This is a genomic window from Streptomyces sp. KM273126 (assembly GCF_004337435.2).
Classification (GTDB): domain Bacteria; phylum Actinomycetota; class Actinomycetes; order Streptomycetales; family Streptomycetaceae; genus Streptomyces; species Streptomyces acidicola.
This window is the reverse complement of the sequence record NZ_SJXB02000001.1, coordinates 1,310,222-1,337,048: the sequence shown is the minus strand read 5'-3', so window position 1 is coordinate 1,337,048 and position 26,827 is coordinate 1,310,222. Positions and strand designations below refer to the sequence as shown.

The following is a 26,827-nucleotide window of genomic DNA, read 5'->3' as shown; positions in this document are numbered from 1 at the left end:
ACGGGCTGGTGGTGCCTGGCCTCGGCTGAAACTCTCAGCCCAGGCCGACACAATCCAGCCCCTCCGGCGTTTGAGGAGCGGGGGTCCAGGGGGCGGAGCCCCCTTGGCGGGGTCGAAGGGGCTGAGCCCCTGGGATGGGACGGGTAGGGGCGGCGGGGGCGAGCACAGCCCGCCGGGCGCCGTCGACCCCGTTGCCTGCCCGCAGCCCTCAGCGGAGTTCCTCCGGACACGGCGTGCCCCGCGGCAGCTGATACGGCGCCGCGAGGCGATACGTACCCGGCGCGGGCGCCAGAAGCTCGGTCCACTTGTCGCCGAACGCGTCCTCCTCCGCCTCCATGAGGCAACCGTTGACGTTGTCGTACGTCTTCGGCACGGCATCGTCCTCCCGCCGCTTCGACTCCTCCGTCTCCTGCGGCCCCTGAAGGCTCTTGCCCTCCGCGTCGACCAGACTCAGCCACGGCGAGTACGGAATCCGGATCAGGAAACGACCCGCCTTGCTGACCCGGAGCGTCATCTCCCCCTGGGCGGCCCGGTCGACCACGGCGTCCGGCTCGGCCAGCTGCGTCGGATCCGTCACCGAGAACAACTGCCAGTTCGCATCGCCCCAGATCTGTTTCAGATACGGCAGGCCCCGCTGGACCAGCTCCCGCTCCCGCTCGCCGCCGTCGCCGTCCGGCTCGTCCTTCGGCAGGACGACGTAGTGGACGGCCCACCGCTTCAGCCAGTCGTGGTAGTTCGCTGAGTTGAGAGTGTCGTCGTAGAAGAGCGGGTTGCGCTCCATGTCCGCCTGCCGGTTCCAGCCGCGTGCCAGGTTCACATACGGCGCCAGGGCCGAGGCCTCACGGTGCGAACGCGCCGGGACCACCTCCACGCGGCCCTTCTCGGCGCCCACCACCTGGAGCTCGTTCACCAGGGGCGCCAGCTCTCGGGCCCACGACGCCGCCGGTGTCGTGTGGACGACGTCGTCCACCGTCTTGAAGCCGATCCACGTCGTGAAACCGAGGAAGGCGATCACCGTGGCGTACCACTTACGGGAACGCGGCACCGCGAAGGGCAGCGCGGCCAGCAGCGCCACACCCGCGAACAGCATCGACAGCCGGGTGATGTTGGACCCGATCTGCGAGCTGATCAGCCAGACGAGGAGCACGGAGAGCCCGTACACCGCCGATGTGATCCGTACCGTCGTCCAGTCCTTGGGGACCAGGACGTAGACGGACAACGCGAAGAGGAAAGGCAGGGACGCCGATCCGATCGACATCGGCTGCGTGCCCGAGAACGGGAACAGCCAGGCCGACAGCGCCACCACCGCCGCGGGCGCCAGACCCAGCGCCCACGCACCGGGACGCCGTTTCTGCAGGAACAGCGCCACCGCCACCAGTCCCACGAACAGGCCGGCCACAGGCGACGCCATGGTCGCCAGCGCGGCCAGCGGCGCCGCGCACAGGGCCTTCGCCCAGCGCTTGTAGCGCCAGCGGTACGGCCAGCAGAACACGACCGCGGTCGCGCCCAGCGCGAACAACGTGCCCAGCCCGAAGGTGACCCGTCCCGACGCCGCGTTGCACAGCAGCGCGAACACCCCGGCCAGCGCGGGCCACAGCGGCTGCCGCACCGCCCTGCTACGCATCAGGATCATCGTCAGCAGGCCCGCCGAGACCGTCCCGGCGATCATCATCGTCGTACGGACGCCGAGGACCGACATCAGGTACGGGGACACCACGCTGTACGACACCGGGTGCATGCCGCCGTACCAGGCCAGGTTGTAGGCCGAGTCCGGGTGCCGGCCGACGAACTCCGCCCACGCGTCCTGCGCCGCCAGATCCCCACCGCTGTTCGCGAACGTGAAGAACCAGACGAGGTGGAGGAGGGCGGAGAGGGCCGTGATGAGGGTGACCGGGTGGCGGAGGACGCGGGTCAGGCGGGTCAGGCCCACCGGGCGGGTCAGGCCCGTCGCACCGGCCGGATGGGCCTCGCCGCTGGTGCCGGTGGTCGTCTCGTCGGCTCCGGTGGTCGTCTCAGCGGCTCCGGTAGGCGCCTCGGCGGCTCCGGTGGTCTTCTCACGAGCGGCGCCGCGGGAGGGTGCTGGTATTCGCGGGCCGGTGCCCCGTTCCGGATCGGCGTCGTCGGCGTGTGTCCGCTCCGCTGTCGCCACCTGAACGCACTCCCCGTGTCCCTCTGGACATGTCCCGTTTCTCGTTGGTCTCCGGTCGGTCGCGCGGCCTGCGACCTGCCGGTCTCGCGACGCTAGCACGCACCCCGTCGGTGAGCGCCCGATGGTCGACGGGCGCTGCTCCACCGACGGGGTGCGGTGCTGTCGCGGGGGCGGTCAGCCCACGCGGGTCAGCTTGCTGCCGAGGCCGGGCTCGGCGAGGTCCGACTGGAGCGCGACGGGCACCTCGACGGCGTCGCCCTTACCGTCTCCAACGGTGAGCGCACCCACCTTGGTTCCGGCCCGCGCCTGGTTCGGGATGGTCGTACCGTTGTCGGACAGCGCCAGCTTGACCGTCTGCCCGGCCCAGCCCACCGCGTCGACGTCCTTGGTGGCGACGACCGGCGTGCGACCGCCGAGCCCGTCGTCGACGTACCCGACGACGTCACCCTTCTTGAGGATCTTGTCGCTGGTCAACGCGCCCTGCGCGGCGACCATCGCGGTCTTGCTGACCGCGTTGACGGTGTCGATGATCGGCGCCGTGTGCTGGCCGAGGATCGCGCCGACGACGATCACGGTCTCGCCGCCGACCTCCTTGGTGGCCGCGAACAGCAGGTTGCCGCCGGCCTTGGTGGTCGAACCGGTCTTGATGCCGATGGCGTTGTCGTAGGGGACGAGCGTGTTGTAGTTGCGCCACTCCTTGCCGGAGGGGTCCTTCCAGCTGGGCAGCCTGGTGAGGTCCGTCAGGGCCTGCATCTTCACCAGCTCGTTGCCGAGCTTGACCTGGTCCTCGGCGGTGGAGACGGTCGTCTCCTTCAGACCGGACGGGTCGGTGTACTCGGTGTTGGTCATTCCGAGGTCCTTGGCGGCGGCGTTCATCTTCTTGACGAACTCCTCCTCGGAACCGCCCGAGTCCCAACGGGCCAGCAGCCGCGCGATGTTGTTCGCGGACGGAATCATGATGGCCGCTATGGCGTCCTGAAGGGAGAGCTTGTCGCCCTCCTTGACGGTGTTGAGCGTGGATTCGCCGTCGTCGCTGTAGCCGCCCTCCTTCTCGGCGAGCGCGTCGACCGGGACGGACGGCCCCTTGGCGCCCACCTTCAGGGGGTGCTCCTTGAGGATGACGTACGCGGTCATCGCCTTGGCGACCGAGCCGATCGGCACGGCCGTCTGCTCACCGAAGCCGTCCATCGTGCCGATGCCGGTCACGGCCATCGCGCCCTGGCCCTCGGCCGGCCAGGGCAGCGAGATCTTGTCGCCCTCGAAACGGTACGTCTGGTCGGCCGTCAGCGCGAGGGTGGGCGTCGGCAGAGGGCGTACGGCCTGTACGACCGCAAAGACGATCACCAGCAGAACGGCCAGTGGGGTCCAGATCTTGACCCGCCGGACGATCGTCCGGATCGGGGACGGCGGAGGCGGCGGGGTGTTCGTCAGCTCGGCCAGCAGGTCGATCGGCGGCTTGGGGGGCAGGGGCTGCTGTGCGGTGTGCTCGGGGCCGATCTGCGGGATGGCGGCGGTGGCGTCCGCGGGGACCGTCCCCGGAGGCGCGGGGGGCGCCTTGGCGGGCTTCGGGGGCCTCGGCTCGTCGAGCGGCTTGAGGGCCACGAACTTGCTGGTGCGCTCGGACTCCGAGTCGGACTTCGGCTCGGGCTTCGGGCCGGACTTCGGCTCGGGCTTCGGGCCGGGCTTGGCCTCGGACTTCGGCTCGGGCTTGTCGGTGGCCTTGGCTGCCGGCTTGTCCGCGGGCTCGGGCTCGTCCTTCGAGTCCCGCGAGCCCTTCGGCTTCGTGTCGCCGCCCAGCTTGAGCATGGTCGTGGGCTGGTCCACGGCGGGCGGCCGCACGGTGAAGACGGCGGTGGGCTGGTCGACCGGGGGTTCGGGGGTGTCCGCCTTGTCCGATCCGCCGTCGGAGTCGGAGTCGGAGCCCGGCTTGGGCTTGGAGTCTGGCTTGGACTTGGACTTGGACTCGGGCTCGGGCTTGGACTCGGAACCGGACTTGGACTCGGAGTCCGCGTCGCCGTCGCCGTCGCCGTCGGCGTCCTTGTCCGGGGCGTCCGCCTTGGAGGCCACCTTGGCGGCCGGCTCGGGGTCCGAGGCGTCCGAGGAGGCGCTCTGGGCGTCCGCCCGGGGCTTCTCGGCCTTGGTGTCGCCCTTGGGCTCGTCGGCCTCGGTCTCGGCCTTTCCGCCCGCCGTACCGGCCGTACCGTCGCCGTCGCTCTCCGCGGCGTCCTCGGCCCCGGAGTCCGTCTCCGAGCGGCGCTCGCCCTCGGCCTCGGACTCGCCCTCCGCCTCGGACCGGGTCTCCGTCTCCGCCTCCGGCTCGTGCTCCGTGGCGGCCTCGTGCTTGCTCTCCGGCTTGTCGTCGTCTCCGGAGCCCCCGGAGGCCCCCGAGCTCCCGGAGCCCGCGTCGGCGCCCTCAGCGGCCTTCGGGCTCTTGCCCTCGCCCTCACCGTCATCGTCACCGTCACGGTCACCGACGGCCGAGCCTCCCGACGACCCCGGCGCGCGCTCGGCCTCCTCCAGATTCCGGCGCGAGAACACGGCGGTCGCCTGGTCCACACCCACCGCCGCAGAAGCGGACGCCGCCCCCGCCACGGGAGCCTTCTCCTGGGCCACCGCCAGCCGCGGATCGGCCGAGGCCGCACCCGCAGCCGCCTTCGCCCCCGCGGCCGCGCCCGGCGCGCTCGTGGCCCCCGGTTCCGGAACCCTGGACCTTCCCCCACTCTCGGCTTCTCCCCCACTCTCGACTTCGCTCGAGCGGGAGGGACCCCCACCGCGGGGGGACCCCCATCCCGGCGTCGACCCAGTCGACGACTCGTACCGCTTCGACCTGTCGGGGGACTCGCCCGCCACCGATGCCTCCTCCTGCGCCGCCCCACTGCCGGAACGAGCGCCCTTCCGAACCGTGAACCCCGCCCGGACACTGCCCTGGACCGCTGTCCGAACCATGTACCAGTGTCCTGTGTGCGGGCTTGCCTCAAGCCGTAGACGAGAACGACATACCTACTGGTTCCACTACGAACCGGTCACGCACCCTCGACAGACCAATGTGAGAGGGGTCACCCTGTCATTCATCCACGCGGGGAGGCATGGATGGGCAGGAGCCGCAGAACACTTCCGGAGGAGCTTCTGTTGCTGGCATTGGACCCGACCACGGGTACCACTGCACAGCCGCAGTCGCTCGACCTTGGTCTGGCCGGAGCGCAGCTAGTAGAGCTGGCGCTGGCCGGACGGATAGCCCCAGACGGGGATCGTATCGCCGTGGTGGCGCCACGGCCGACTGGAGATCCAACTCTGGACTCCGCGTTGGAGTTGTTGCGAAGGCGCGGCGCTCCGGTGCGGGCAGTCCACTGGATTGGCGGACCCCGGCTGGGGCTTCGCCAGACCTATCTCTCGCATCTGGAGCGGTGCGGCATGGTGCATGCCGTGGCGGGCCAGATGTGCGGGGTGCTGCCGACGACGCGCTATCAGGCGACGGACACGGCCATCAGCCGGGAGATCAGGTCCCGGCTGGATTCCGCGATCCGGACGGGCGTGCCGCCGGACCCGCGGACGGCCGCGCTCGCCGCGCTGGCCCATGCGGTCGGTCTCGGCAAGCACCTGTATCCCGGGAACGAGGGGCGGTCCTCCCGCTCCCGCCTCCGGGATCTGATCCGGCACGACCCCATGGGCGGCCTCGTGGCGCACGCCGTGATGGACGTCCAGAACGGTGTGGCGGCGCAGCCGCGCCGTAGCCCGGCACCGGCCGGCCGTCCGGCGCCCGCCGGGGGCGGGGCGGGGCAGGAGCCCGCCAGGGGCGTTCCGATGCAGCCGCGCCGCGGTTCCATGGCGCGAGTCGTGGCCCACTGAGCCGCGGTCCGCGACAGCGCCAACAGCGGCAACAGTGCCGAGGCGAGTACCACCGGCACCGGAGCATCGCGAACAAGCACCACAACAGCACCACGCGCACGTGCGGAAACGCACGAGCAGGCACCACGACGCAGTACCGCACCGCCACGCGGTACCGCACCGGCACGCAGCACGTCAGCGCCATGACGAGCCGTGACGTGGGCCTGGCCTGAAGACCCGTTCGGGAGCCGCCGGTTCGCGCGGGGCGTGTGAGGTCGTACGCAGTCCGTCCCGGACGATCCGTCCGGGCGGCGCCACGGCCTCACCGCCCCGCGCGACCGCATGTACGGCCCACATGTTCAGCCGTACGCACGGTCGCGTGCCCGGCCGCATGTCCGGCCGTATACTTGGCCGAACACCCAGCCGAATTCGGCTGGATGTCGCCGCCGGGGGCGTACGGCCCCGAACTGGCGTGTGTACGGCGCATATCCGGTGTTTCCCAGCGGTAGTAAGCACCTTGGTGGCAATCTGCTCAGCAGCAGATACTCAAAGTGTGAGGCCCGTAGCCGGAGGTGCACGTCCCGTGGCGTCCAATGTCAATCCCACCGTCAGGCGACGCCGCCTGGGCCAGGAGCTGCGTCGGCTCCGCGAGCTCAAGGGCATGACGGCCGAGGAGGTCGCCGAGCGCCTGCTGGTCTCGCAGTCGAAGATCAGCCGCCTGGAGAACGGCCGCCGCAGCATCAGTCAGCGTGACGTCCGCGATCTGTGCGGGGTGTACGAGGTCGAGGACCACCGGGTCGTCGACTCGCTGATGCAGATGGCCAAGGACTCCCGCCAGCAGGGCTGGTGGCACGCCTTCGGCGACATCCCCTACAGCGTGTACATCGGTCTGGAGACGGACGCCGCCTCGCTCAGGGTGTACGAGCCCCAGGTCGTCCCCGGCCTGCTCCAGACCCCCGCCTACGCCGAGGCCCTCATCCAGGGCGCCCTGCCGGAGACCCCGACGACCGATGTGGAGAAACGGGTCCAGGTCCGGCTGCGCAGACAGGAACGTATCTCCGCCGACGAGCCCCTGCGCCTGTGGGCGGTGGTCGACGAGGCCGCCCTCCGCCGGGTCGTCGGCAGCCGTCTGATCATGCGTGAGCAGTTGGAGCGACTCGTCGAGCAGGCCCAGCGCCCGCACGTCACCGTCCAGATCCTGCCCTTCGACATGGGTGCGCATCCTGGTCTCAACGGCCAGTACGCGATCCTGGAGTTCCCCGACGCGGCGGATTCGAGCGTGGTCTACATCGAGGGCGTCACCAGCGACCTCTATCTGGAGAAGGCCCACGACGTCCAGAAGTACAGCGTCATGTACGAACACCTCCGCGCCCAGGCCCTGAACGCCGAACAGTCACGCCAGTTCATCGCGGACATCGCGAAGGAATACGCCCGCTGAGGTTCACACGCTCCGCTCCGGGGCGGACCTGACCGGACGGGTGGGAGCGGCTCCACTGAGGCGATCGGCGACAAAAAGCGCACAATGATACACCTGTGGCATCCGGCAGCGGAAGACACAGGTGGTATATGTCACCCGGTCGAGTGAATAGTCGCTTCGTTCATCGATGTTGGCGAGTAGCGTCGATCACGCCACCGACAGCAACAACGTTGGCGTGAACCGAACCGCGCATCCCGGACCAGGATCGCGGGACGGTTTCAGCAACTCGACAAGACCGGAGCAAACATGGCAATCCGTCAGGGCGCCACCTTCGAGTGGACGAAATCCTCGTACTCCGCCGGCAACGGCGCCTGTGTAGAGGTCAAATCCCCCGTCACCGCGACTCTGGCCGTCCGCGACTCCAAGGTCGCCGTGGGCCCCACCCTCGCGTTCCCCGCAACCGCGTGGAACTCCTTCGTGGCAGGTGTGAGCCGGGGATCGTTCTGACCCTCGCACCGTCCCGATCACAACTTCACAGGCAACACCGAAAGAGCCCTCTCGACTGGCCCGCCGTCCCGGCCGAGGGGGTTCGGCCTTGTTCGGGGCCCGCTGGATGCCCACCGGGGCGGGATCGTTCAGCTCGTCACGAGAACGGCACATCACATTCCGATCCGGGCCCAGAACCGGCCGTTCCCGTTCGATTACAGTGCTCAGCGCGGACGACGGAGGGAGGGCGTGGTGGTGGCGAACGCCGGGGCCATGTGGGGGCGGGCCGAACAGCAGGACTTTCGCAGCCGGGTGCGCGGGACGCTCCTCGGGGCGGCTGTCGGGGACGCGCTGGCCGCGCCGATCGACGCGCTCACCCTGGAGGAGATCCGCGCGGAGCACGGGGCGGAGGGGCTCGTCGACCTGGTGCCCGCGTACGGCAGGCGCGGCGCGGTCACCGGTCTCACGCAGCTCGCCCTCTTCACCGTGGACGGGCTGATACGGGCCCAGGTGCGCCGTGACACGGGCGCCTGGCATCCGCCGACGGACCTGCACCGGGCGTACCTCAGATGGGCGGCGACGCAACGGGACTGGGGGCCCGACGAGAGACGCAAGGACGACGGGTGGCTGGCCCGCGAGGAGTGGCTGTACGCCCGCCGCGACCCCTCCCTCGCCTGTCTGCTGGGCTTCGGCGACGCGACCATGGGCACGCTGGACGCGCCCAAGAACCCCGGCGAACCGGGGCCGGAGGCCGCCGCCCGATCGGCACCCTTCGGGCTCCTCGTCGGCTGGGAGTCACAGCTTGTGGTGCAGCTCGCCGTGGAGTGCGCGGCGCAGACCCATGGGCATCCGAGGGCGTACCTCACGGCGGGGGCGTACGCCGCGATCGTGCACGCGCTGGCGCGCGGGGACAGCCTGGACGCGGCCGTCCAGCAGGCGCTGGTGCTCCTTGCCGCCCGGCCCGGCCACGAGCCGGTCACCGCCGCCCTCCAGCAGGCCCTCGGCGCCGTACGGCAGGGCATGCCCTCGCCGACCCGGGTCGAGGAACTCGCCGGGGACGGTACGGCGGACGGGGCGCTCGCGGTGGCCGTGTACTGCGCGCTGGTGGGCGAGGACATGCGGCACGGGCTGTGCCTCGCGGTGAACCACGGTGGGCCCTCCGGGGCCGCGGGGGTGCTCACCGGCGGGCTGCTCGGTGCCCTCCATGGCGAGACGGCCCTCCCGCCGGCCTGGCTGGCCGAGCTGGAGGGCCGCCCCACGATGCTCGTCCTCGCGGACGACTTCGCGATGGAGATGACCCAGGGTCCGGCACTGCACGGCCCGGGCGGGGCGTCTCCTGGGTGGCTGACCCGGTACCCGAGGGCCTGAGACGCACTGCCCGGGTCGCACACCGGACTAATTCGGGTGTCGCACACCACAGGGCGGCGAACCGCTTCAGCCGATGGCGCTCTCCACCGCCGCCACGAGCTGCGCCGCCTCCGGCTCGGTCTGCGGCGAGAATCGGGCGACGACCGAGCCGTCCCGGCCGATGAGGAACTTCTCGAAGTTCCACCGGATGTCACCGGTGTGGCCCTCGGCGTCGGCGTGGTCCACGAGTCCCGCGTACAGCGGGTGGCGCCCCTCGCCGTTCACCTCGACCTTCTCCGTCATCGGGAAGGTCACGCCGTACGTCGCCGAGCAGAACTCCGCGATCTCCTCCGACGAGCCCGGCTCCTGCCCGAGGAACTGGTTGCACGGCACCCCGAGCACGGTGAAGCCCTGGTCGGCGTACCGCTCGTGCAGCCGCTCCAGGCCCGCGTACTGCGGTGTCAGCCCGCACTTGGAGGCCACGTTCACGACGAGGACGGCCTTGCCCCGGTACTGGCCGAGGTCCGCGGCGCCGCCCTGCAGCGCCCCGATCTCGATGCCGAGCACGGAGCTCGGGGTCCCAGCGGTGTTGTCAGCAGCGTTGTCAGCAGTCATGAGCGGATGCTAACTCCGGCAGGCGTACCGCAGACGGGGTGCCCTGGTCACATGCGCCACGGCCGCGGTCTCACCCGTCCGTTCCTGGCGGCCGGCCTCACCCGTCCGTTCCTCGCCACCGGTCTCGCACGCCCGCTCCTCAGCCCCGCTGCGCCGTCACGAGCACGTCACCCGCCGCGGACCGGTAGTACAGGACGGACCGTCCCGCCCGCCGCCTCCGCACCAACCGCGCGTCGAGCAGCACCCGCAGATGCCGTCCGACGGACCCGAGTCCCTGCCCGGTCAGGGCCACCAACTGGGTCGTACTCATGGGGGAGTCCAGCAGGACGAGTATGCGGGCCCGCGCGTCGCCGAGGAGTGTGCCGAGGCCGGCGGGCACGGAGGTGACCGGTCCGTCGGTGAGCACGCCCGCGCAGGGGTAGACGACGGCGTACCGCTCGCCCTCGTCCCAGGAAACCCAGCCGTGCCGCTGCGGAGTGACGGGCACGAAGAGCAGTTCGGCGCCCGAGATCTCACGCGGCGGGTTCGCGTGCAGATTGACCTGCAGCCGGTCCCCGCCGAGCCACCGCATGCCCGGCCGCAGCGCGTCGAGCACCGCGGCCCACCCGCCCTGGCCCAACTGGGCGGTCCGGGCGAGTACATCGGCTTCGAGGACGCGTCGACGCCGGTCCCAGTACGGCCGTACGGTCTCCTCCCATACGAACTCCAGGAGCTCGGCAGCGCGTTGGGGGAGGTCGTCGCGCTGGAGGCGGGCAGGGAGAGGGCCGGTGAGGGAGAGGGTCAGGTCGTCGCGAGCCGTGGCGGGGGCGGTGTCGCGTACCCGGGCGATCTCCTCGGCGAAGGTGGCGCCCTCCCCCGGGGTGGGCGTGAGGAAGTCGGCGATCCACGCGCGCCCGAGCCCGGAGCGTACGAGCAGCGCGGTGACGGGGTCGTCGGACAGCCGCCGCCGGTAGGCGGGCAGATGCTCGGTGAGCCACGCCAGCTCGCCGGGGTGCGCTCCCTCTCCCGCGTGCAGCACCTTCAGGCTCGCGAAGGTCTCGGCCAGCGGTGAGACGACGAACCGGCTGCCGGCGAGGGTGTCGGCGTTGACCTGCCACCAGCCCATGCCACCTCTCCCTCCACCCGGATTGCGCCTTGCCGAGGTTTCGCTGCTGTGCGAAACATTAACCACCGGCCGGGCGGCCGCCCGATCCTCCGTCCATGCGCAGCTACCAACACCTGTTCCACACCCGCGAGTTCAGCCCGCTCTTCCTCTCCTCGGCCCTCCAGGTGGCGGCCTCGACGGTGAGCGGTCTGGCCCTGGGCACGCTGGTCTACGAGGCGACGGACTCCCCGCTGCTGTCGGCCCTGAGCATGTTCGGCCCGTCACTGGCCCAGGTGGTGGGTGCGACGACGCTGCTCTCGGGGGCCGACCGTCTCCCGCCGAGGGCGACGCTGGCGGGCACCGCGGCGGCCTTCGCGGCCGGTACGGCGCTGCTGGCGGTGCCGGGCCTGCCGTTGGGGGCGGTCTTCGCCGTGATCCTCGTGCAGGGGCTGATCGCGTCGCTGGGCGGGGGAGTCCGCTGGGGCCTGCTGAGCGAGATCCTGCCGAAGGACGGCTACCTGCTCGGCCGTTCGGTCTTCAACATGATGCACGGGGGCATGCAGATCACCGGGTACGCGACGGGTGGCGTCCTGGTGGCCGTGCTGTCCCCGGCCAGCACGTTGCTGCTGGGGGCCGTCCTGTACGCGGCCGCCGCGCTCGTCTCGCTTCTCGGGCTGTCCCGCCGCGCCCCGAGGGCCTCCGGTCGCCCGTCGGTCTCCCGCACGTGGCGGACGAACGCCGAGCTGTGGTCGTACGCCCCGCGCCGCACGGTCTATCTGGGCCTGTGGGTGCCCAACGGGCTGGTCGTCGGCTGTGAGTCCCTGTTCGTGTCGTACGCACCCGACCGCGCGGGCCTGCTCTTCGCCTGCGCGGCGGCCGGGATGCTGGCCGGGGACGTGACGGTGGGCCGCTTCCTCCCGCCCGCCGTGCGCCGTCGCCTGATCACCCCGCTCCTGCTCCTCCTGGCCGCGCCGTACCTGCTCTTCGCCCTGCGCCCGCCGCTCGCCGTGGCGGCGGTCTGCGTGGCCCTGGCCTCCGTGGGCTTCGCCGCGAGCCTGCTCCAGCAGGAACGGCTCCTCTCCCTCACCCCGGCCCACCTCACCGGCCACGCCCTGGGCCTGCACTCCTCGGGCATGCTCACCCTGCAGGGCGTGAGCGCGGCCCTGGCGGGAGCCCTGGCCCAGGTCACGTCTCCGGCGGCGGCGATGGCCGTGCTGGCGGGGGCGTCGGTCGCGGTGACGCTGATGCTCGCGGCGGCGCCCTCCCGTCGGCTCTCGATGTGACCCGACTCCGTTGGCGACCCTGGCTTTGGGAGCGCTCCCATGGCACCATGGCGCGGCTCCGCACGGGACGCGGAGCCGAACCCATTCGTCGAATGGAGGCCCCCCACATGACGGCCGCTCCACGCTTCTTATTGACATGTGCACAACGAATATGCGTCGTACTGGCGCTCTGGGCCCTCGGCGCGACCCTGGCCGTCGCGCCCCCCGCAGCGGCAGCGGCAGCGGCTCAACCCGCGGAGGCTCGGACCGTGGCGGCGAAGAGCGTCTACATCCCGCCCAGCTGGGCCGCGACGGGCGAGGTCCCGTGGGCGCAGAACCGCACCAAGGAGTCGGCGAACTTCATCCTCCTGTGGGGCGAGAAGTCGGGCACCGACCCGAGGAACGCCCCCGCCGACTTCCGCTTCGACCCGGACAACATCCTCGGCCAGCTGGAGAACCTGTACTCCTACTACGTGAACACGATGAAGTTCACGCCGGAGAGCGGCCTGCTGGCCCAGCACAAGATCGACGTGATCATCACCCGTACCTGGAACCGCACCGCCCTCGACGCCTGGGCCACCGGCGGCTCGGCCGACGGCCGCGTCGGCGTCATCAACATCGCACCCGCCGCGGCGGCACCCGGCTCCTGGGGCCTGGCCCACGAACTGGGCCATGTCTTCCAGAACTACACGTTCCTCGGCAAGGGCGGCGGCGCGGGCCTCACCGACCCGTCCGCGGGCACCTTCTGGGAGACGAGCGCCGAGTTCATGGCGATGCAGGTGTACCCGGACGGCGGCGCGGGCGACCTGACCCGGTTCCTGCGCACCGAGAACCTGGCGTACTCCTCCAGCCGCCACCACTACGGCAACTGGATGCTCGTCCAGTACCTGGTCGACAAGTACGGCGGCATCAAGACGTTCAACGACCTCTGGAACCAGGCGAGGAACAACGAGCACCCCCTGGAGGCCTACCGCCGCATCAACAACCTGACACAGGCTCAACTGAACGCCCGGGTGGCCGAGTACGGGCAACGCCAGGTCACGTACGACTACTCCAACCGCGCCCACATCATGCCGTTCATCAACAACGTGTACGGCGCGGGCTTCATCAACGCCTACAACGGCGTCCCCGTGAACGCGGTGAACCAGCCGGCCGGCCACTACGCGATCCCCGACGCCCTCGCGCCCTCAGACTACGCCTACAACAAGATCAAGCTGGTGCCGTCGAGCGACGGCGCCCTGATCAAGCTGCACCTCAAGGGGCATGTGAACGCGGCCGCGGGCTCGGGATGGTCGTACGGCTTCGTGGCCGTGCGGAACGGCACCCCCCGCTACGGAGCGGTCTCCAGCAGCGCGGACGGCCAGATCAGCTTCCAGACCCAGCCGGGCGAGAAGGAGGTCTATCTGGTGGTGACCGGCACCCCGTCCACGGTCCACCGCTACGCCTTCCTCGACGGCTACCCGAAGAACTACCGCTACCCGTACGAGTTCCGCATCAGCGGCGCCACGCCCTCCGGCTACGAACCCGGCTACCAGAAGCCGGCCGCGACCGGCGGCGGCCACTGGCACGCCAACGGCGGCGGCTGGGTCGACAACCGCGCCAACGTCGCCTCCACGGCCTACGTCGGCCCGCGCGCCGCGGTCTTCGGCAACTCGACGGTCACCGGGAACGCCCGCATCGAGGGCCTGTCATGGGTCAACTCCGGGGCCACGGTGGGCGGCAACGTGGTCGTCAAGGACAACGCGATCGTGCAGGGCGGCGCCAACCTGTCGGGCAGCCTCGTGATCGGTGGCGACGCCGAGATGTGGATCTCGTGTTCGTCCGGCACGTACCTGATGTTCAACCCCGACCGCGGCTGCGACGGCAGGGGAGGGGAGAGCGACATCAACCCGCCGCACGGCACGTTCACGGACGCGGAACTGGAGATCACGATCTGAGAGGTGCTGGGTCAGGTGGGGCGGTCGGTTGCCCCGGGCGTCGCCCGATCCCTTGCGGCGGGCGACGCCTGATCCGTTCCGTCCGGCGCGGCCCGGCCCGTTCCGTCGGGCAACGGCAGGGAGGACAGGGTGCCTCTCGTCAGGTCCGTGGCGCGGACGTCCAGGGACACCGGTTCGAGTCGTATGTCCGCCTGGTCGTCGAGATACCGGTCGAGCTCCGGCGGCCGGTAGGCCGGGTCCCCGTCGTGGCGTTCCCTGGCGGGGACGGACAGGTACTGGCTCCCGTCGGGGCCGCCGCCGTCCGCGGCGCGTCCTATGGGCCGGTGCAGCGGCCCGGCCAGTCGGTACAGTCCCGTCCGCGAGTCGTGCAGTTCGCCCATGACGAGCGGCCGCACCCTGAACGCGATGCTCCGGTCCGGGCTCATCTCGCGCGGGCCGGTCGGGCTCAGTGCCGCGGTGTCGAACTCCAGGCCGTATCTCCGGGCGTGATGGAGCATCCACAGCAGGGCGATGTCGGACAGCGACGCCTCCGGGTAGCCGCCGCCGACGTCGCTGTGCACCCCGGCGAACCACACCTGCCTCAGCTCGTGTTCGCTGTCGGTGGTGCCGGGCTGCCGACTCCACAGCGTCGGCCGGAACGCCGTGCGCTGCTCGTCTATGGCCAGCGCGTGGAAGGCTCCCTTCACATGGCTGCTCAGCTCGGTGTCGTGGAACGCCCAGCGGCGGTTGGCCAGGTTCACGACCGGCTTGAGCCACCGCGGTCCCGGCACCGGGATGCCCAGGGCGCCCACCGTGTCCCACACACCGATGAAGTGGATCTCCGGCTCGTACGCGAACGCCCGGCGGAACAGGGTGGACGCCGCACCGCTCGGCCGCTCGACCCGGTTGCGGTACAGGGCCCACGCCTCCTTGACCCGGTCGGCGTTCTCGCGGCGCAGGATGCCGGAGTTGCGCACCAGTCCCGCCAGGCTGCGCGCGGTGAACGCGCCCCGGCTGAACCCGAACAGGTACAGCTCGTCACCGGGCTCGTAGTTGTGGACGAGGAAGCGATAGGCGGCGATGACGTTCCGCGACAGGCCGACCCCGAACGCCCCTCCCCGCAGCCGTTCCCAGCGACGTGTGCCGACCCCGCTGTGGTAGTACACGCGTTGCTCCACCCCGGCGGCGGACCGTGGACGCACGGACAGGGCGACCTTGGTGACGTTGGTCTTGCTCGGCTGGTCGGCGAGGTTCCACGTTCCGTCGCAGCAGACGATCAGACGCTTGGCCATGACATCCATCCTCCAGCACATCTCTCATCACGACGTGGCGGAGGGGATCCGTCCGCAACTCCCCCACGGTTCCCCGTGTTCGTTCTCCACGTCGCTGAGAGTGAGGCGCTCCGCCCGGGTTCGATGATCGCACCGCGTCACGCAACTGGCCATTGATCAGGCGGAGATGGCCTTTCTGTCACTCACCGTCCGTGTTCCACGTACTCCTTGAAGTGCTCCAGATCGCTGCGGACGAGCCGCTCGATCGCGGTTGCCTGGGCGAAGCCCCTGGGTCCGCCGAAGGCCTCCCTGACCGTGCCGGGGTCGTATTCGAGCCGCGCCTGGACCCGGGTGTGGTTCTGGTCGATCGGCTGCAACGAGAAGGAACCCGCGAGATCGGGGACGCCCCTGGTCTGCCACTCCATCACGCGTTCCTTCGCACGGTCGGACACCTCGGCCTCGACCTCCCGGGCCCGGCCGCCGGCCTCGACGTCCAGACGTGCCCGGCCCCCCGCTTCCGTACGGGCGTCACGGACCCCTTCCAGGAAGCGCGGAAGGTTCTCCATCCGGTGAAGGCTGTCCCAGGCCTTGTCGAGCGGAACTCCGACGTCGACGTGTTCTTCGAGGGTGCTCATGGCTCACCTCCGCGGTCGGCTCATGACGCATGGCCTTCTGCTTCCAGTGTGCGCTTTCCGGTGAGGCCTGTCCTCGCTCGGCGGCGGCCCGTCAGGGCTGGTGTGTGACGCTCACCTGCACGGTCAGCGAGCCCCTGTTGTCGTGGCCGCAGCTCTCGGCGTCGTTGATCCTCAGTTGCAGGGCGCCGTTCCGGGCCGCCTGGAAAGTCAGCTTCCGTCCGACGACCTGGGCGGGGGAGGCCTGCTCACCCGCGAGCCGCGCCAGCAGGGTGCCGAACGGTGCCGCCGGCTTGATCTTGCAGCTCATCGCCCCGGCCAGCAGCGCGTCGGTGTTCGCGTCGTAGCCGGCCGGCCCGGTCATGGGCATGTTCCGGTGGTCGACCGTCCACTCTCCCGAAGCGAACCGCACGGTGACCTGGTCTCCCCGCTGGACGGTTACCCCGGCGGCCGGGGTGCCCGTGTCCGGCGCAGCTGGCACCGCGTGCACGCTCTATCTGACGAACTCGCCCGGTACGGCGACGCGGTGACGGCCCGGCCGTAGGACGGCTTCGGCCTGCTGGACCTGGAGGGCTTCCTATGGGAGCCGGACGACGACGCCTTGGCGTACTGGTGTGGCCCCTAGCCACTGCTGGCCGCCGTCGAGGAGCGGTCTCGTGCTGGCGGAGCCGGGCGGGGTGAGGGATGAGCGAGCTGCGGAAGGTCGCTGGCCGTTCGTTGCGTCCCGCCCGTCAGGCGTGGCGATCCGTACCCGGATCAACCACCTCACCGCGCAGGATGACAAGGTTCTTGCGCTGGTCGGCGCGCATCTGGGTTCGCTCCCGTCGCGGGACATCAAGACGCGTTGCGCGGACGGTCTGGAGTACTCCGCCGACAGGTGGGCAACGCGCAAAGGACCAAGGGCTGAACGGGCTCCACCACCTGCCGACCGGAGGGGCACACCCACGCCACGCGACGGACACTGTGGAGGATCGTCCAAGCGTCCGTGGAGAGGTCCTGATGGCGTATGGCCTGTCACGTCGAGCACTGAGACCGAAGGTTCCCCTGCGTCCGGGCGAGGGGGAGAAGCACCGTCTGACCAGCGTCTCGGGAACTCTGTGTATGCCTGTGGGTTTCAGGCTTTTCGGGCGCGGCGTGGCCGTCTGTCGCCGGGGTGGGGTCCGAACCTCGGGTTGAGGATGTGGACTCCGGTGGCGTGCAGGTGGTGGAAGCCGGTCCGCTGGGCGGCGTGGGTGCGCCGTCGACAGGTTCCGCGTGAGAGCCGCCCCCGCCGCGCCGGAGGAGTCTCCGTGCGGGGTGGGGCGGTTACTCCATGACCTGGCACCGGCCCGGGAAGGGCTGGTGCCTTCGTGTCATGCCCCGCCGGACGCTGGACCACCCCGGCTGGGGTGGTGGCGGGGACCGTACGCACTTCGGGCATACGGCGGGAAGTCTTCACAGCCACTGCCACAGCCACAGCCACTGTCGCGGCCAGGGCCGGGGCTGTGGCGGTGGAGGGTTGTCCGGCGGCGCGTGGGGTGCGCCGCCGGTTTGTGTCTGCTGGTCTGCTGGGGGTGGGGCGGCCCTTGCCTGGGGTGGTCTTCGGTCCGCGCGGGCGGGCCGGTGCCGTGAAGGCCTGGCGGGCGCGGCGCAGGCGGCGGGTGGTCTTCTTCGGGCGGCGGACCGGGCGGACGGTGCCGTCGACGGTGGTGCGGATGGTGCGGGTGCCGGTGGCGCGTTCGGTGACGGTGTGGGACTGGCCGAGCAGGCCGCGTGCGACGATCCGGCGGGCGGCGGCATGGTCGCGGTCCAGGGACAGCCCGCAGCGGGTGCAGTGGGCCCACGCCCAGCCACGCTCGGCCAGCCGGTCCGGGGCGGGATGGTGACCAAGCCGGTTCAGGCATCCGGGGCAGCGGGCGGAGGTGCCACGGGCAGGGACGGTGACCACCGTGATCCCCGCCTTGGCCGCCAGGTGCCGGATCGCCTCGGCGACGGTACCCCGGACCTGCCCCGACAGCCGGGCGTTACCGCGCCTGCGGCCGCGCGCCTCCAGCGTGGCGAGGTCTTCCAGGTAGATGACGGTGGCGCCGAGCGCGGCTGTCTGGTCGACGGCCCAGCGGGCCGCGGACCAGGCCAGCGCCTGGTTGAGCTGCCGGATCCGCCCGCACACTCGTTCATGCTCCACCTCCAGCACCGCCGCCTCGTCCAGAAGGTAGCCCCAGGCCAGATGCGGGGCGCCGAGCCCGTCGGCGAGGTGCTGGTAGTGGTCGCGTTTGGCGGCGAGGTGTTCACGGTGGCCGCGCAGCCGGTGCAGTTTCGCACTGACCGTGGTGGCGTCGAAGATCAGGGGGCGCCCGTCGGTGACCACCCGCGCCGTCTCACCCCGGCCGGACAGGCGGCCCACCGTACCGGTGAGGAGGGTGTTGACGCCCCAGTCGAACCCCACCGCCACCCGGTGCCCGGACGCGCTGGTGGCGGGGGCCGGGCGGGAGTGGGGAAGGTCCACCGCGATCCGACCCGCACGGGTCGGGCGCAGGGTCGGGGTGTGCAGGACCGCATCCGCAGCCACGGTGCGCGGAAGCCGGATGTCGATCACATGCCAGGCCCAGTCCCGCCCGGAGGCCGGTGCCGGGCACAGGGGGAGCTTCACCCGCAGCTGGGCCGTGACGGCGTCCACCCGTTGCAGGGTGACCTGCTGGCGGTCCATCGCCGCCAGCACCACCAGCCCCGCCACCTCCGGCGAGCCCTCCAGCTCACACAACCCCGCCGGAAGCCGTCCGCGCTCGCGCACATAGGCGCTCACCTGCCGGGTGCGGTTACGGATCTCCGCCTTGTTCACCCCTGCGGGCAGGGCGGCCCGCAGCGCCGTCCACTCCGCCTCGCTACGCCGGCCGGAGGGGTCGGCGGGCCACGTCGCCAGGATCGCCGCGACCAGGGTCCGCCGGTGCAGGGCCAGTCGCAGGGTGCGGGCCGCGTACTCCTCCGCCGCCCGCCGCACCCGGTCCGACACATACACCCCAGCAGCCGGGGCGGCGGCCTGCGCCCACCCCAGACGCCGCAGCGCCATCCACCCCTTGGACGGCAACCGCTCACCCTGACCGTCGACCCCGGCGGCCAGCACATCCAGTGACTCCTCGTCCCACCGGGCAGCCACCAACTGCCGGGTGAGATCCCCGCACAGCCCCGCCAGGAACGACACCCGCTGATGCAGCAACTGCTGGCCGACCCGCTCACCACTGCCCTCGACCACACCACCGAAGGCGGTGCACGGAGCCGTCGCCATCAACCGACCCACACCCACCACCCCCTCCCGCATGGCCCGAACCGGGTGCATTTCCCGTATCCGATCGAGCTAACGACCGACCATCACACAAAGACACGCACCCCCCTCGCGGCACCGCCCGATTCATGCAGGAAACCGCGGCAAAACCACCAACGGTTGAAGACCCTCACGTTCCACGTGCAGAGCCGGACCGGCTCGGGCCTGTCCGGCGGATCCTGCCGGACAGGCCCTGGTCCCGAGGAGGGCTCAGCGCTTGAGCGTGAAGGTGAAGTCGCCGGAGAGTTTGCCGCTCAGCCGGACTGCCGAGACGAGTTTCCCCTCCGAGATCAGTCTCTCGACCTCGGCCCGTGAAAGACCGCAACCTTCAGTGATCAGTCGCACCGGCCGGACAGGGATCCGCGCCGCAAAGCGGACTGAGATGTCGATCACCTCACGGTCCAGGTGATCCGATCCGCCGGTGTCCAGGCGCCAGGCGTTGTCCCAGTCGAGGGCGATGCGACTACGGCGCCGCACGACCGGATCCTGGAGCAACTCAGCTGCGAGGCCAGGGTCGTTGTCATGCATGCGGTCCAGCAGCTCGGGCCGTACGGAGCGCACATTCATCCGCTCCAGGACCGTGAGCTTTGCGGTTTCCCCGCAAACGGTACAGAGGGCGAGGAGCCAGGCGTCGATGAGCTTGTGGTTTGCGTTGACACGAAATTTACCGCTTGTCCGGAAGCGCCCTGACGCGCACGTGTGGCAACGGCGGAGAACGAGCGGCAGGCAGGTGGGTACGACCACCCAGTTATTGAGCACAGAAGTACACCGGTTTCGGTGAGAAGTCCACAGCAAAAAGCAGCGCGGCGCACATGCGCGACGCGCGACCAATCAGCGCTTGGGAGGTCTCACACGGTGTACAACGGCATGTCCTTGGCTAGACGACTTGGTTCGGCAGCACGGTAAGGGCGCACAGAGGCGCTCTTCCACTGGTTTTCGGGCGCCGCCTCACGCCAGGTCCGGTCCGGCGGATCATGGACGAAGCCAGAGCCAGATTGCGGCAACGGTCATGGTGCCGTGGAAGACCAGTGCCTGACGCCCCGTGATTACGACACCGGCTCCAACCTGGCGGATACGGGCCGGACGCTTCTGGAAGTGACGCGGCACCTTCCTGACCTGCACGCACTCCAGCCGCCGTCCTTCTGGCCTGCGGAGGCTGTCAGTACCAGGTGGCAGGATGCCGTGCCATGACCGCACCGATCAGTGAGTCATGGACTCGAATCGAGAATTGGCTGGCCGAGCACGCCCCGGCGACCTACGCCGCGCTGGCCCCGCCCGCGGATCCGGCGGACATCGCCGCAGCCGAACGCGTCATCGGCCGGCCACTCCTGAAGCCCTTGGTGATGTCGCTGTCGAGACACGACGGTCTCCTCGACCAGCGGTTCTCTCTGCTGCCAGGGTTCTACAGACCGATGAGTGCACGCGAGACGGGGCAGAGGCTGTACTGGGACTTCATACCCCTGCGCAGTGACGGGACCTTGCACCGGTCATGACGCAGCAGCGGACAGCGAGGTCGGTGGAGCGGCTTTGGGCTGGAGCCACTTCGGGGCGAGTGATCACGGCCCCGTAAGCCTCCGGCGAATCGGGCAGTCTGTGCGCGCCGTTCAGAACGCGCAGCGCGAAGCCATGAGTCACATGGACCGGCTGCTCAGGAGGCGCCCCGGTCGTCAGCGACCGCCACCGTTGACGTCGGGCCCGGATGTCAAAGAGCACCTGCGGAATCCGTAGGTGCTCCTTTGTCTGGTGCCCCGGCAGGGCACCAGACACATGGGAGCGGGCGCGGGCGGTGGTCACCGGGATTGCGGGTCACGATCGAGTCCACTGTGCCCGTCTGAGGTACCAAGGCAGGGGTTTGTCCGGCGGGTGAGCGGCTGCGGGTGCTGGTGGACACATGCCGGAGACGCGGAGTCCGGCACGCACACCCGTTCCGATCCGCGTCGCCAGGAGTCCGGGGCATGGGTCTGCCGAATCCTTCGCCGTACCGGGCCCACGCGAGGCGGCGTAGCTGTCGTCGCGGGCGAGTCGACCGTCTGCTGCCCACTGGCACTCCCACACCTCGGGGTGCGGCCTCGACAGCCTCCGTGTGAACGATAAAATCGGGGGTCCCAGCGTGGGTCAGGGAGAGCGAGGGGGAGAATGTGACAGCCGGTTTCCGCGACACACGGCCGTCGCCTGCGCAGCCCGTGACCATTTCGGACGTGGCCGAGGCGGCAGGCGTATCGCGGCAGACGGTCTCCAATGTGCTGAACGCACCGGACCGCGTGCGCGCCGAGACGCGGGAGCGGGTCACCAAGGTCATCGCCGATCTCGGCTACCACCCCAACCACATGGCGCGCTCGCTGCGGGCGAGTTCGCCCCGCATGATCGGCTGCCGCATCCAGCCGCTGCACGCGGAGACGGTGGCCGCCATCCAGGACCGGTTCCTGCACGCGCTCGCCGAGGCGGGGCAGGAGTGCGGCCATCACCTGTTGCTGTTCGCGGCCACGGATGTCGCCGCGGAGATCGAGCAGTGCACGGCCCTGTGGCGTGCGGGGGCCGTGAGCGGGGTCGTGCTCTACGACATCACGCCCGACGATCCGCGGCCCGGCCGGCTCACCGCGGCCGGGGTGCCGTTCACGGCCTTCGGGCGTACGGCGGTGGGCACGGAGAGCTACAGCTGGGCCGACGTCGACAACACGGCGGGAACCGCCTCGGCCGTCGACCACTTGGTCGCCGCCGGTCACCGGCGCATCGGATTCCTGGGCTGGCCCGAGGGGTCCAGTGCCGGCGACGCGAGGGCGCACGGCTGGCTGACGGCCGTGGACCGGCACGGTCTGCTCGCGGCGAGCCACCGACTGGACGTGCGAGGCGACGACACGACGACGACCGGTTCCCGGCTGATGAGGGAGCTCCTGGACAGGCCCGGCCCGCCGACCGCCGTCGTCGCGGCGACCGACACGTTCGCGGTGGGGGCGCTGCACGCGGTGCGCGACCAAGGGCTCCGCCCTGGCCGGGACGTCGCCGTGGTGGGCTTCGACGACTCTCCGGCGGCCGCGGCGATGGGACTGTCGAGCGTTCGTCAGCCGATCAAGGAGGTGGGCCGGCTGGTGATGGCGGAGGTACTGCGGCTGACCGGCCGGCCCTCCGGTGCGGACGGCGAACCGCCCCAGGAGCCTCTGCACCGGCTCCTGGCGCCCGAGTTGGTCGTACGTGCGAGCTCCGCGCCGTCACAGGGCTCGCCCCCGGCCGGTTCGGACGCCAGTCCTCTGTGCCTCTAGGACCCCGGCACGCAAACGTGGCCTGCCGGGGCACTGGCGGACCGAGATACGCGGCCGCCCGTCGTCATCGATACGGCGTGGACGTCCGCGTGGCGACCATGACCTCGCCCCCGGCCGGCACCTGCCGCAGTGTGCCCGCCGTCTCCACCGGGAGCGGCTCACCTGTGTGGAGCCGTACGGTCGTGCCGTCGTGCCGGATGTCCACGTCGAAGACACGGCCGTGCCAGCGGAGCCGCCGCAGGGTGATGCCGTCCAGGGAGCCGGGCAGGATGGGCGCGAGGACGACCCGGTCGGTGCGCCAGCGCAGTCCCGAGTAGCCGTACAGGAACTCCTGAAGAAAGCCGCCGTGGCCGGTCAGGAAGGTGAAGGCGCCCCCGGCCCGGGTCTCGGCGAACTGCTCGAAGGGCGGTCTGACGAACGGTTCGACACTGCGCCGGGTGTACTCGAAGGCGGCCTCGGCGTCGCCGAGTTCGGCAAGGACGATGGAGTGGACCGAGTCCGTCATCGACGGCCCCTCCTCGTCCGTACGGGGGGCGTAGTACTCCAGATCGGCTCGCGTGACCTCGGGGGGCTGCGGGTTCTCCCACGGGTAGGCGAGCATCACCACGTCGGCCTGCTTGATCGTCTGGCCGTCGTACCCGGCGAACTCCGGGTGAATGCCCAGCGCGTCGTCGAACGGGACGACGATGCGGTCCGCGGTCTCGGCCCACCGCGGGTCGGCGCTCACGCCGAGCGCCTCCGCGGCACGCGCAGCGAAGCGCAGGGTGTCACGGGCGGCGACGTTGGTATAGACGGAGTCGTCCTTCGGTTCGACCACGTACTCGTCCGGCGGTATCACGCCGTTGATGTGGCAGCGGCCGTCGGCGTCGGCGGTGACCCGGTCGGCCCAGAAGTCCGCGACCGCGCTCAGCACGGGCAGCCCTGCGGTACGCAGCCACGCGTGGTCGCCGGTGGCGAGCCAGTACTGCCAGAACGCCAGGGCCACATCGGCGCTGACGTGCAGTTCCAGGTCTCCGAACGGTACCCACCCGGGGGTGTCCTCGTCACCGGTGAGTCCGCTCTCCCAGGGGAACCGGGCGCCCCGGTGGCCCGAGGCGGCCGCGGCGGCGCGGGCCGGGTCGAGCCGGGCGACCCGGTAGTCGAGGGCGCTGCGCGCGAGGTGCGGATGCTGGGCGAGCAGGCTGGGCCAGATCCAGGTCTCGGTGTCCCAGAAGACGTGGCCGTTGTAGCCGTCACTGGACAGTCCGCAGGGCGAGGGCGACCAGGGCGAGTCATCGTGCGCACTGGTGAGGAGGTAGAATTTCGAGGCCCGTACGCGGCGTTGCAGCAGGGCGTCGCCGCGTACGACGATGTCGCCCTCCCACTCGCGCTGCCAGGCACGCCGGTTGTCCTCGGCCAGCCGCGCGTGTCCCTCGCGGGCCGCCTCGTCGGCGTGCGCCCGGGCCGTGCTCAGCGGCCGGTCCGCGGTGTGGGACGTGACCACTGACACGTACTTGGTGAAGGTCAGAGGACGTCCGGGAGAGGTGTGGACGGAGATCGTCTGCGATGCCGTGGCGGGGATCGTCCGCGACGCGGTGGCGGGGATCATCTGCGATGCGGTGGCGGAGATCGTCTGCGACGCGGTGCCGTCCCGCGCCGGGAGGGGCCCGTCGTGCCCGGGGCCGCCCCCGGCCCCGCCACGGCTGTCCGGCCCGTGCACGACGCTGACGAGCGCGGCCGTGACCGCGCTGCCCTCGGCTTCCACGACCGCCCAGATCCGGCCGTCGCCCGCCCCCCGCTCCACGGTCCGGGTGTGCGAGGCGGCGCGCTCGTCCAGCGTGTCGGTGACAAGGAGTTCGCCCGTCCAGTGTGGCGTGACCGTCACGCTCACGAGGGCCACGGTCGGCCTGGACCGGTCGGTGAACACCTCGTAGCGCACGTCGGTGACCCGGCCCGCCGGGGAGGTCCAGCGGGCCTCGGTGGTGATCACCCCGGTGCGAAGGTCGAGGCGTTGCCGATAGCGCTCGATGCCGCGGGCCGCCCCGGCGCGCGGGCTGGTCAGCGGCGCCCAGTCGCCGCCGGCCAGTTGCTCGCCACTGTCCGGTACGGTCTCGTCTCCGCCGGGCGGGGAGGCGAACGCGGCGTTGAAGGTACCGCTGCCGTCGCCCACGTCGAGCGTGGACCACGCCGGCAGGGACGCCTTGCGGGACCAGCCACCGTCCCGGCCGGTGTAGAGGCCGGCCACGTGGAACTGGGTGCGCACGGGAGTCTCGGCGAAGCCGTTGCCGGCCGCCGGGACGCGTGCGGCGAAACAGCCGTTGCCGGTGAAGGCGGGGTGGTGGTCGACGAGTGCGCCGATGCCGGGGCTCTCGTCCCCGGAGGTGCCAAGAGAACCATCCGTGGCCAGCGTCCACGCGTCGTCGGCCGGGGCGAGGCCGCCCCTGGTCGGGTCGTTCACCTACTTCAATCCTCCCGCTGTGAGGCCGTCGACGATCCGCCGTTGGAAGAACAGCACGGCCACGACGAGCGGCAGGGTCACCACGACCCCGGCGGCCATCTGTGTACCGAACGGCTGGTCGTATTTGTACTGTCCGGTGAAGAGGGACAGGATCACGTTGGCTGTCATCATCTGACGGTCATTCACCACACTGATGGCGATGAGGAATTCGTTCCAGGCGCAGATGAAGACGAGGATGGCCGTGGTGAAGACGCCGGGTGCGGCGAGGGGGAGTATGACCTTGCGAAATGCCTGCGCCGGGGTGCAGCCGTCGACCTGCGCGGCCTTCTCCAGTTCGGTGGGCATCTGGCGGAAGAACGCGGTGAGGTTCCACACGGCCAGCGGCAGGGCGAAGCTCATGCTCGGGATGATCATCGCCTGGTAGGTGTTGATCCAGGCGATGTCCGTGAAGAGCCGGAGCAGCGGCACCACCAGGATGATCGGCGGGAACATCGAGGCCGCGATGATCAGCGTCAGGATCAGCGTCTTGCCGCGGAAGTGCAGCCGCGCCAGGGCATATCCGGCGAAGATGCCGACGACCAGTGTCACGGCGGTGGTGATCCCGGCGACGACGAGGCTGTTGACCAGCGCCTGGCCGAATCCGTTCTTGGCGTCGAAGGCAGACATGTAGTTGTCGAAGGACACCGGGGCGGGCAGCGGCGCGTTCGAGAACTGGTCGCCCGGCCTGCGCAGGCTGGAGACCACCATCCAGTAGAACGGGGCGAGGCAGTAGGCGACGACTGCGGCGATCCCCAGCCGCCGGGCCCAAGTGGCGCCGCGCCTGCCCCCGGCCGCCCCGCGCCGGGCAGATCGTGTGAGAGGCAGCGTGCTCATGGCTCACTCCTGGTGCCGCGGCCGAGCAGATCGGCGCCGAACAGCTTGACGAACGCGAGGGCGACGACGGCGATGTAGACGAACAGGACGGTCGCGTACGCGGCGGCCGAGCCGAAGCGCAGATTGGTCATCTCGTTGAAGGCGGACATGGACAGCGTCTCGACCGAATGCTTGCGCGGCCCCACCAGGATGTACGGCAGGTCGAACATGCGCAGGACGTCCAGGAGGCGGAACAGGACGGCGACCACGAGGGCGGGGCGGACCAGGGGGAGGGTGATCCGCCAGAAGGCACGCCATGCGGAGGCGCCGTCGACGCGGGCGGCCTCGTACAACTCGCCGGGGATGATCTGCAGTCCGGCGAGGACGAGCAGACCGACGAATGGTGCGGTCTTCCAGGTGTCGGCGATGACCACGGCGAGCCAGGCGTGGAACCCGTCGCTGCTCCACAGCACCTGGGTGTCCAGGAGGGAGTTGGCGACTCCCTGGCTGTTGAAGATCCACTTCCAGAGGATGCCGGAGATCGCGGTGGGGATGGCCCAGGGCACGAGGACGGCGGCGCGGACGAACGCCCTGCCGCGGAAGGCCCGGTGCATCACCAGGGCCATGCACACGCCGATGAGGACTTCGAGAGTGACCGAGGCCAGAGCGAACGAGGTGGTGTTCCACCAAGGCCGCAACAGCCGGTCGTCCGAGAAGACGGCGGCGTAGTTGCCGGTTCCGTAGTGCGTGGTGGTCGCCACGAATCCGGTGCTCGGATCGATGCCCTCGCTGGACACCTGGAAGGAGAGCCGCAGGGCGGCCACCACGGGGTAACCGATGACCAGGCCGAGGACCAGCAGTGTCGGCGAGAGCAGGGCCGCGGCCAGGCCGCCGGTCCCGGCCCGGCGCGAGGTGCGCGCGGGCCGGGACGGGCGCACCGTGCGCCCCGGCGTCGGGGTGATGACGGACACGAGCGGGA

General features: G+C 70.7%; 20 protein-coding genes and 1 pseudogene. 9 read left to right on the top strand and 12 right to left on the bottom strand.

Annotated elements, in window-relative coordinates:
* Positions 1-208: 208 nt before the first annotated feature.
* Positions 209-2,149 carry an MFS transporter gene (locus tag E0500_RS05730; RefSeq protein ID WP_131560712.1) on the bottom strand — a complete coding sequence of 647 codons (1,941 nt, stop codon included), beginning with the start codon at positions 2,147-2,149 and terminating at the stop codon, positions 209-211.
* 174 nt (positions 2,150-2,323) lie between these two features.
* Positions 2,324-4,741, bottom strand: a complete 2,418-nt coding sequence (locus E0500_RS05725) for a D-alanyl-D-alanine carboxypeptidase (protein ID WP_309504968.1) — start codon at positions 4,739-4,741, stop codon at positions 2,324-2,326.
* Positions 4,742-5,239: 498 nt separating this feature from the next.
* Here E0500_RS05725 and E0500_RS05720 point away from each other — a divergent pair, with 498 nt between their 5' ends.
* The 4 genes from E0500_RS05720 (at position 5,240) to E0500_RS05705 (ending at position 9,245) form a co-directional block, all read left to right on the top strand.
* A complete protein-coding gene (locus tag E0500_RS05720; RefSeq protein ID WP_131560716.1) occupies positions 5,240-5,995 on the top strand; it encodes a GPP34 family phosphoprotein in 756 nt (251 codons plus the stop codon).
* 562 nt (positions 5,996-6,557) lie between these two features.
* Entirely contained in the window at positions 6,558-7,412 is an 855-nt protein-coding gene (locus tag E0500_RS05715) for a helix-turn-helix transcriptional regulator (protein ID WP_131560718.1), read from the top strand.
* A 285-nt stretch (positions 7,413-7,697) separates the two neighbouring features.
* Complete coding sequence (locus E0500_RS05710) at positions 7,698-7,898, top strand: DUF397 domain-containing protein (protein ID WP_131560720.1); 201 nt, start codon at positions 7,698-7,700, stop codon at positions 7,896-7,898.
* A gap of 231 nt (positions 7,899-8,129) precedes the next feature.
* Positions 8,130-9,245, top strand: coding sequence for an ADP-ribosylglycohydrolase family protein (locus E0500_RS05705; protein ID WP_131560773.1), 1,116 nt, complete (start codon positions 8,130-8,132; stop codon positions 9,243-9,245).
* Between the two features lie 66 nt (positions 9,246-9,311).
* Here E0500_RS05705 and E0500_RS05700 read toward each other — a convergent pair whose 3' ends face one another.
* Together E0500_RS05700 and E0500_RS05695 are read right to left on the bottom strand one after the other, a co-directional pair.
* Positions 9,312-9,839 carry a glutathione peroxidase gene (locus tag E0500_RS05700; protein WP_131560722.1) on the bottom strand — a complete coding sequence of 176 codons (528 nt, stop codon included), beginning with the start codon at positions 9,837-9,839 and terminating at the stop codon, positions 9,312-9,314.
* 139 nt (positions 9,840-9,978) lie between these two features.
* On the bottom strand, positions 9,979-10,944 hold the full coding sequence (locus E0500_RS05695; RefSeq protein ID WP_131560724.1) for an ArsR family transcriptional regulator: 966 nt from the start codon (positions 10,942-10,944) through the stop codon (positions 9,979-9,981).
* Positions 10,945-11,039: 95 nt separating this feature from the next.
* On the opposite strand from E0500_RS05695, the gene E0500_RS05690 reads away from it, so the two are divergent.
* Complete coding sequence (locus E0500_RS05690) at positions 11,040-12,206, top strand: MFS transporter (RefSeq protein WP_131560726.1); 1,167 nt, start codon at positions 11,040-11,042, stop codon at positions 12,204-12,206.
* A gap of 248 nt (positions 12,207-12,454) precedes the next feature.
* A complete protein-coding gene (locus E0500_RS05685) occupies positions 12,455-14,122 on the top strand; it encodes a DUF6055 domain-containing protein (RefSeq protein WP_181586885.1) in 1,668 nt (555 codons plus the stop codon).
* An 11-nt stretch (positions 14,123-14,133) separates the two neighbouring features.
* On the opposite strand, the gene E0500_RS05680 is transcribed toward E0500_RS05685, so the two are convergent.
* The 3 genes from E0500_RS05680 to E0500_RS05670 form a co-directional block, all read right to left on the bottom strand.
* A complete protein-coding gene (locus tag E0500_RS05680) occupies positions 14,134-15,393 on the bottom strand; it encodes a DUF2235 domain-containing protein (protein ID WP_131560728.1) in 1,260 nt (419 codons plus the stop codon).
* Between the two features lie 182 nt (positions 15,394-15,575).
* Complete coding sequence (locus E0500_RS05675) at positions 15,576-16,007, bottom strand: SRPBCC family protein (RefSeq protein ID WP_131560730.1); 432 nt, start codon at positions 16,005-16,007, stop codon at positions 15,576-15,578.
* A gap of 91 nt (positions 16,008-16,098) precedes the next feature.
* Positions 16,099-16,485 (bottom strand): hypothetical protein, encoded by a 387-nt coding sequence (locus E0500_RS05670; protein ID WP_131560732.1) that lies wholly within the window; start codon positions 16,483-16,485, stop codon positions 16,099-16,101.
* 175 nt (positions 16,486-16,660) lie between these two features.
* Here E0500_RS05670 and E0500_RS43560 point away from each other — a divergent pair.
* Positions 16,661-16,897: pseudogene (locus tag E0500_RS43560) on the top strand (hypothetical protein); the annotation flags it as partial.
* Between the two features lie 221 nt (positions 16,898-17,118).
* Here the strand turns inward: E0500_RS43560 and E0500_RS05665 are convergent.
* Positions 17,119-19,266 carry a zinc ribbon domain-containing protein gene (locus E0500_RS05665; RefSeq protein ID WP_165934905.1) on the bottom strand — a complete coding sequence of 716 codons (2,148 nt, stop codon included), beginning with the start codon at positions 19,264-19,266 and terminating at the stop codon, positions 17,119-17,121.
* A 246-nt stretch (positions 19,267-19,512) separates the two neighbouring features.
* Positions 19,513-20,061 carry a DUF1062 domain-containing protein gene (locus tag E0500_RS05660; protein ID WP_131560736.1) on the bottom strand — a complete coding sequence of 183 codons (549 nt, stop codon included), beginning with the start codon at positions 20,059-20,061 and terminating at the stop codon, positions 19,513-19,515.
* 428 nt (positions 20,062-20,489) lie between these two features.
* On the opposite strand from E0500_RS05660, the gene E0500_RS05655 reads away from it, so the two are divergent.
* Complete coding sequence (locus tag E0500_RS05655) at positions 20,490-20,795, top strand: hypothetical protein (protein WP_258572634.1); 306 nt, start codon at positions 20,490-20,492, stop codon at positions 20,793-20,795.
* Positions 20,796-21,500: 705 nt separating this feature from the next.
* Entirely contained in the window at positions 21,501-22,559 is a 1,059-nt protein-coding gene (locus E0500_RS05650) for a LacI family DNA-binding transcriptional regulator (protein ID WP_131560740.1), read from the top strand.
* 64 nt (positions 22,560-22,623) lie between these two features.
* On the opposite strand, the gene E0500_RS05645 is transcribed toward E0500_RS05650, so the two are convergent.
* The 3 genes from E0500_RS05645 to E0500_RS05635 are packed head-to-tail and all read right to left on the bottom strand — an operon-like array spanning position 22,624 to position 26,819.
* Positions 22,624-24,996 carry a glycosyl hydrolase family 65 protein gene (locus tag E0500_RS05645; protein ID WP_131560742.1) on the bottom strand — a complete coding sequence of 791 codons (2,373 nt, stop codon included), beginning with the start codon at positions 24,994-24,996 and terminating at the stop codon, positions 22,624-22,626.
* Positions 24,997-25,869 (bottom strand): carbohydrate ABC transporter permease, encoded by an 873-nt coding sequence (locus E0500_RS05640; protein ID WP_131560743.1) that lies wholly within the window; start codon positions 25,867-25,869, stop codon positions 24,997-24,999.
* Positions 25,866-26,819, bottom strand: coding sequence for a carbohydrate ABC transporter permease (locus E0500_RS05635; RefSeq protein WP_181586884.1), 954 nt, complete (start codon positions 26,817-26,819; stop codon positions 25,866-25,868). Before E0500_RS05635 ends, E0500_RS05640 begins: the two co-directional genes overlap by 4 nt.
* Positions 26,820-26,827: the final 8 nt, after the last annotated feature.

What these genes read in the sequence shown, in the direction of transcription:
- E0500_RS05720 (WP_131560716.1), top strand. Translation starts at nt 5,240, where the DNA reads ATGGGCAGGAGCCGCAGAACACTTCCGGAGGAGCTTCTGTTGCTGGCA.
- E0500_RS05640 (WP_131560743.1), bottom strand. Translation starts at nt 25,869, where the DNA reads ATGAGCACGCTGCCTCTCACACGATCTGCCCGGCGCGGGGCGGCCGGG.
- E0500_RS05690 (WP_131560726.1), top strand. Translation starts at nt 11,040, where the DNA reads ATGCGCAGCTACCAACACCTGTTCCACACCCGCGAGTTCAGCCCGCTC.
- E0500_RS05675 (WP_131560730.1), bottom strand. Translation starts at nt 16,007, where the DNA reads ATGAGCACCCTCGAAGAACACGTCGACGTCGGAGTTCCGCTCGACAAG.
- E0500_RS05710 (WP_131560720.1), top strand. Translation starts at nt 7,698, where the DNA reads ATGGCAATCCGTCAGGGCGCCACCTTCGAGTGGACGAAATCCTCGTAC.
- E0500_RS05700 (WP_131560722.1), bottom strand. Translation starts at nt 9,839, where the DNA reads ATGACTGCTGACAACGCTGCTGACAACACCGCTGGGACCCCGAGCTCC.
- E0500_RS05655 (WP_258572634.1), top strand. Translation starts at nt 20,490, where the DNA reads ATGACCGCACCGATCAGTGAGTCATGGACTCGAATCGAGAATTGGCTG.
- E0500_RS05695 (WP_131560724.1), bottom strand. Translation starts at nt 10,944, where the DNA reads ATGGGCTGGTGGCAGGTCAACGCCGACACCCTCGCCGGCAGCCGGTTC.
- E0500_RS05665 (WP_165934905.1), bottom strand. Translation starts at nt 19,266, where the DNA reads ATGGCGACGGCTCCGTGCACCGCCTTCGGTGGTGTGGTCGAGGGCAGT.
- E0500_RS05680 (WP_131560728.1), bottom strand. Translation starts at nt 15,393, where the DNA reads ATGGCCAAGCGTCTGATCGTCTGCTGCGACGGAACGTGGAACCTCGCC.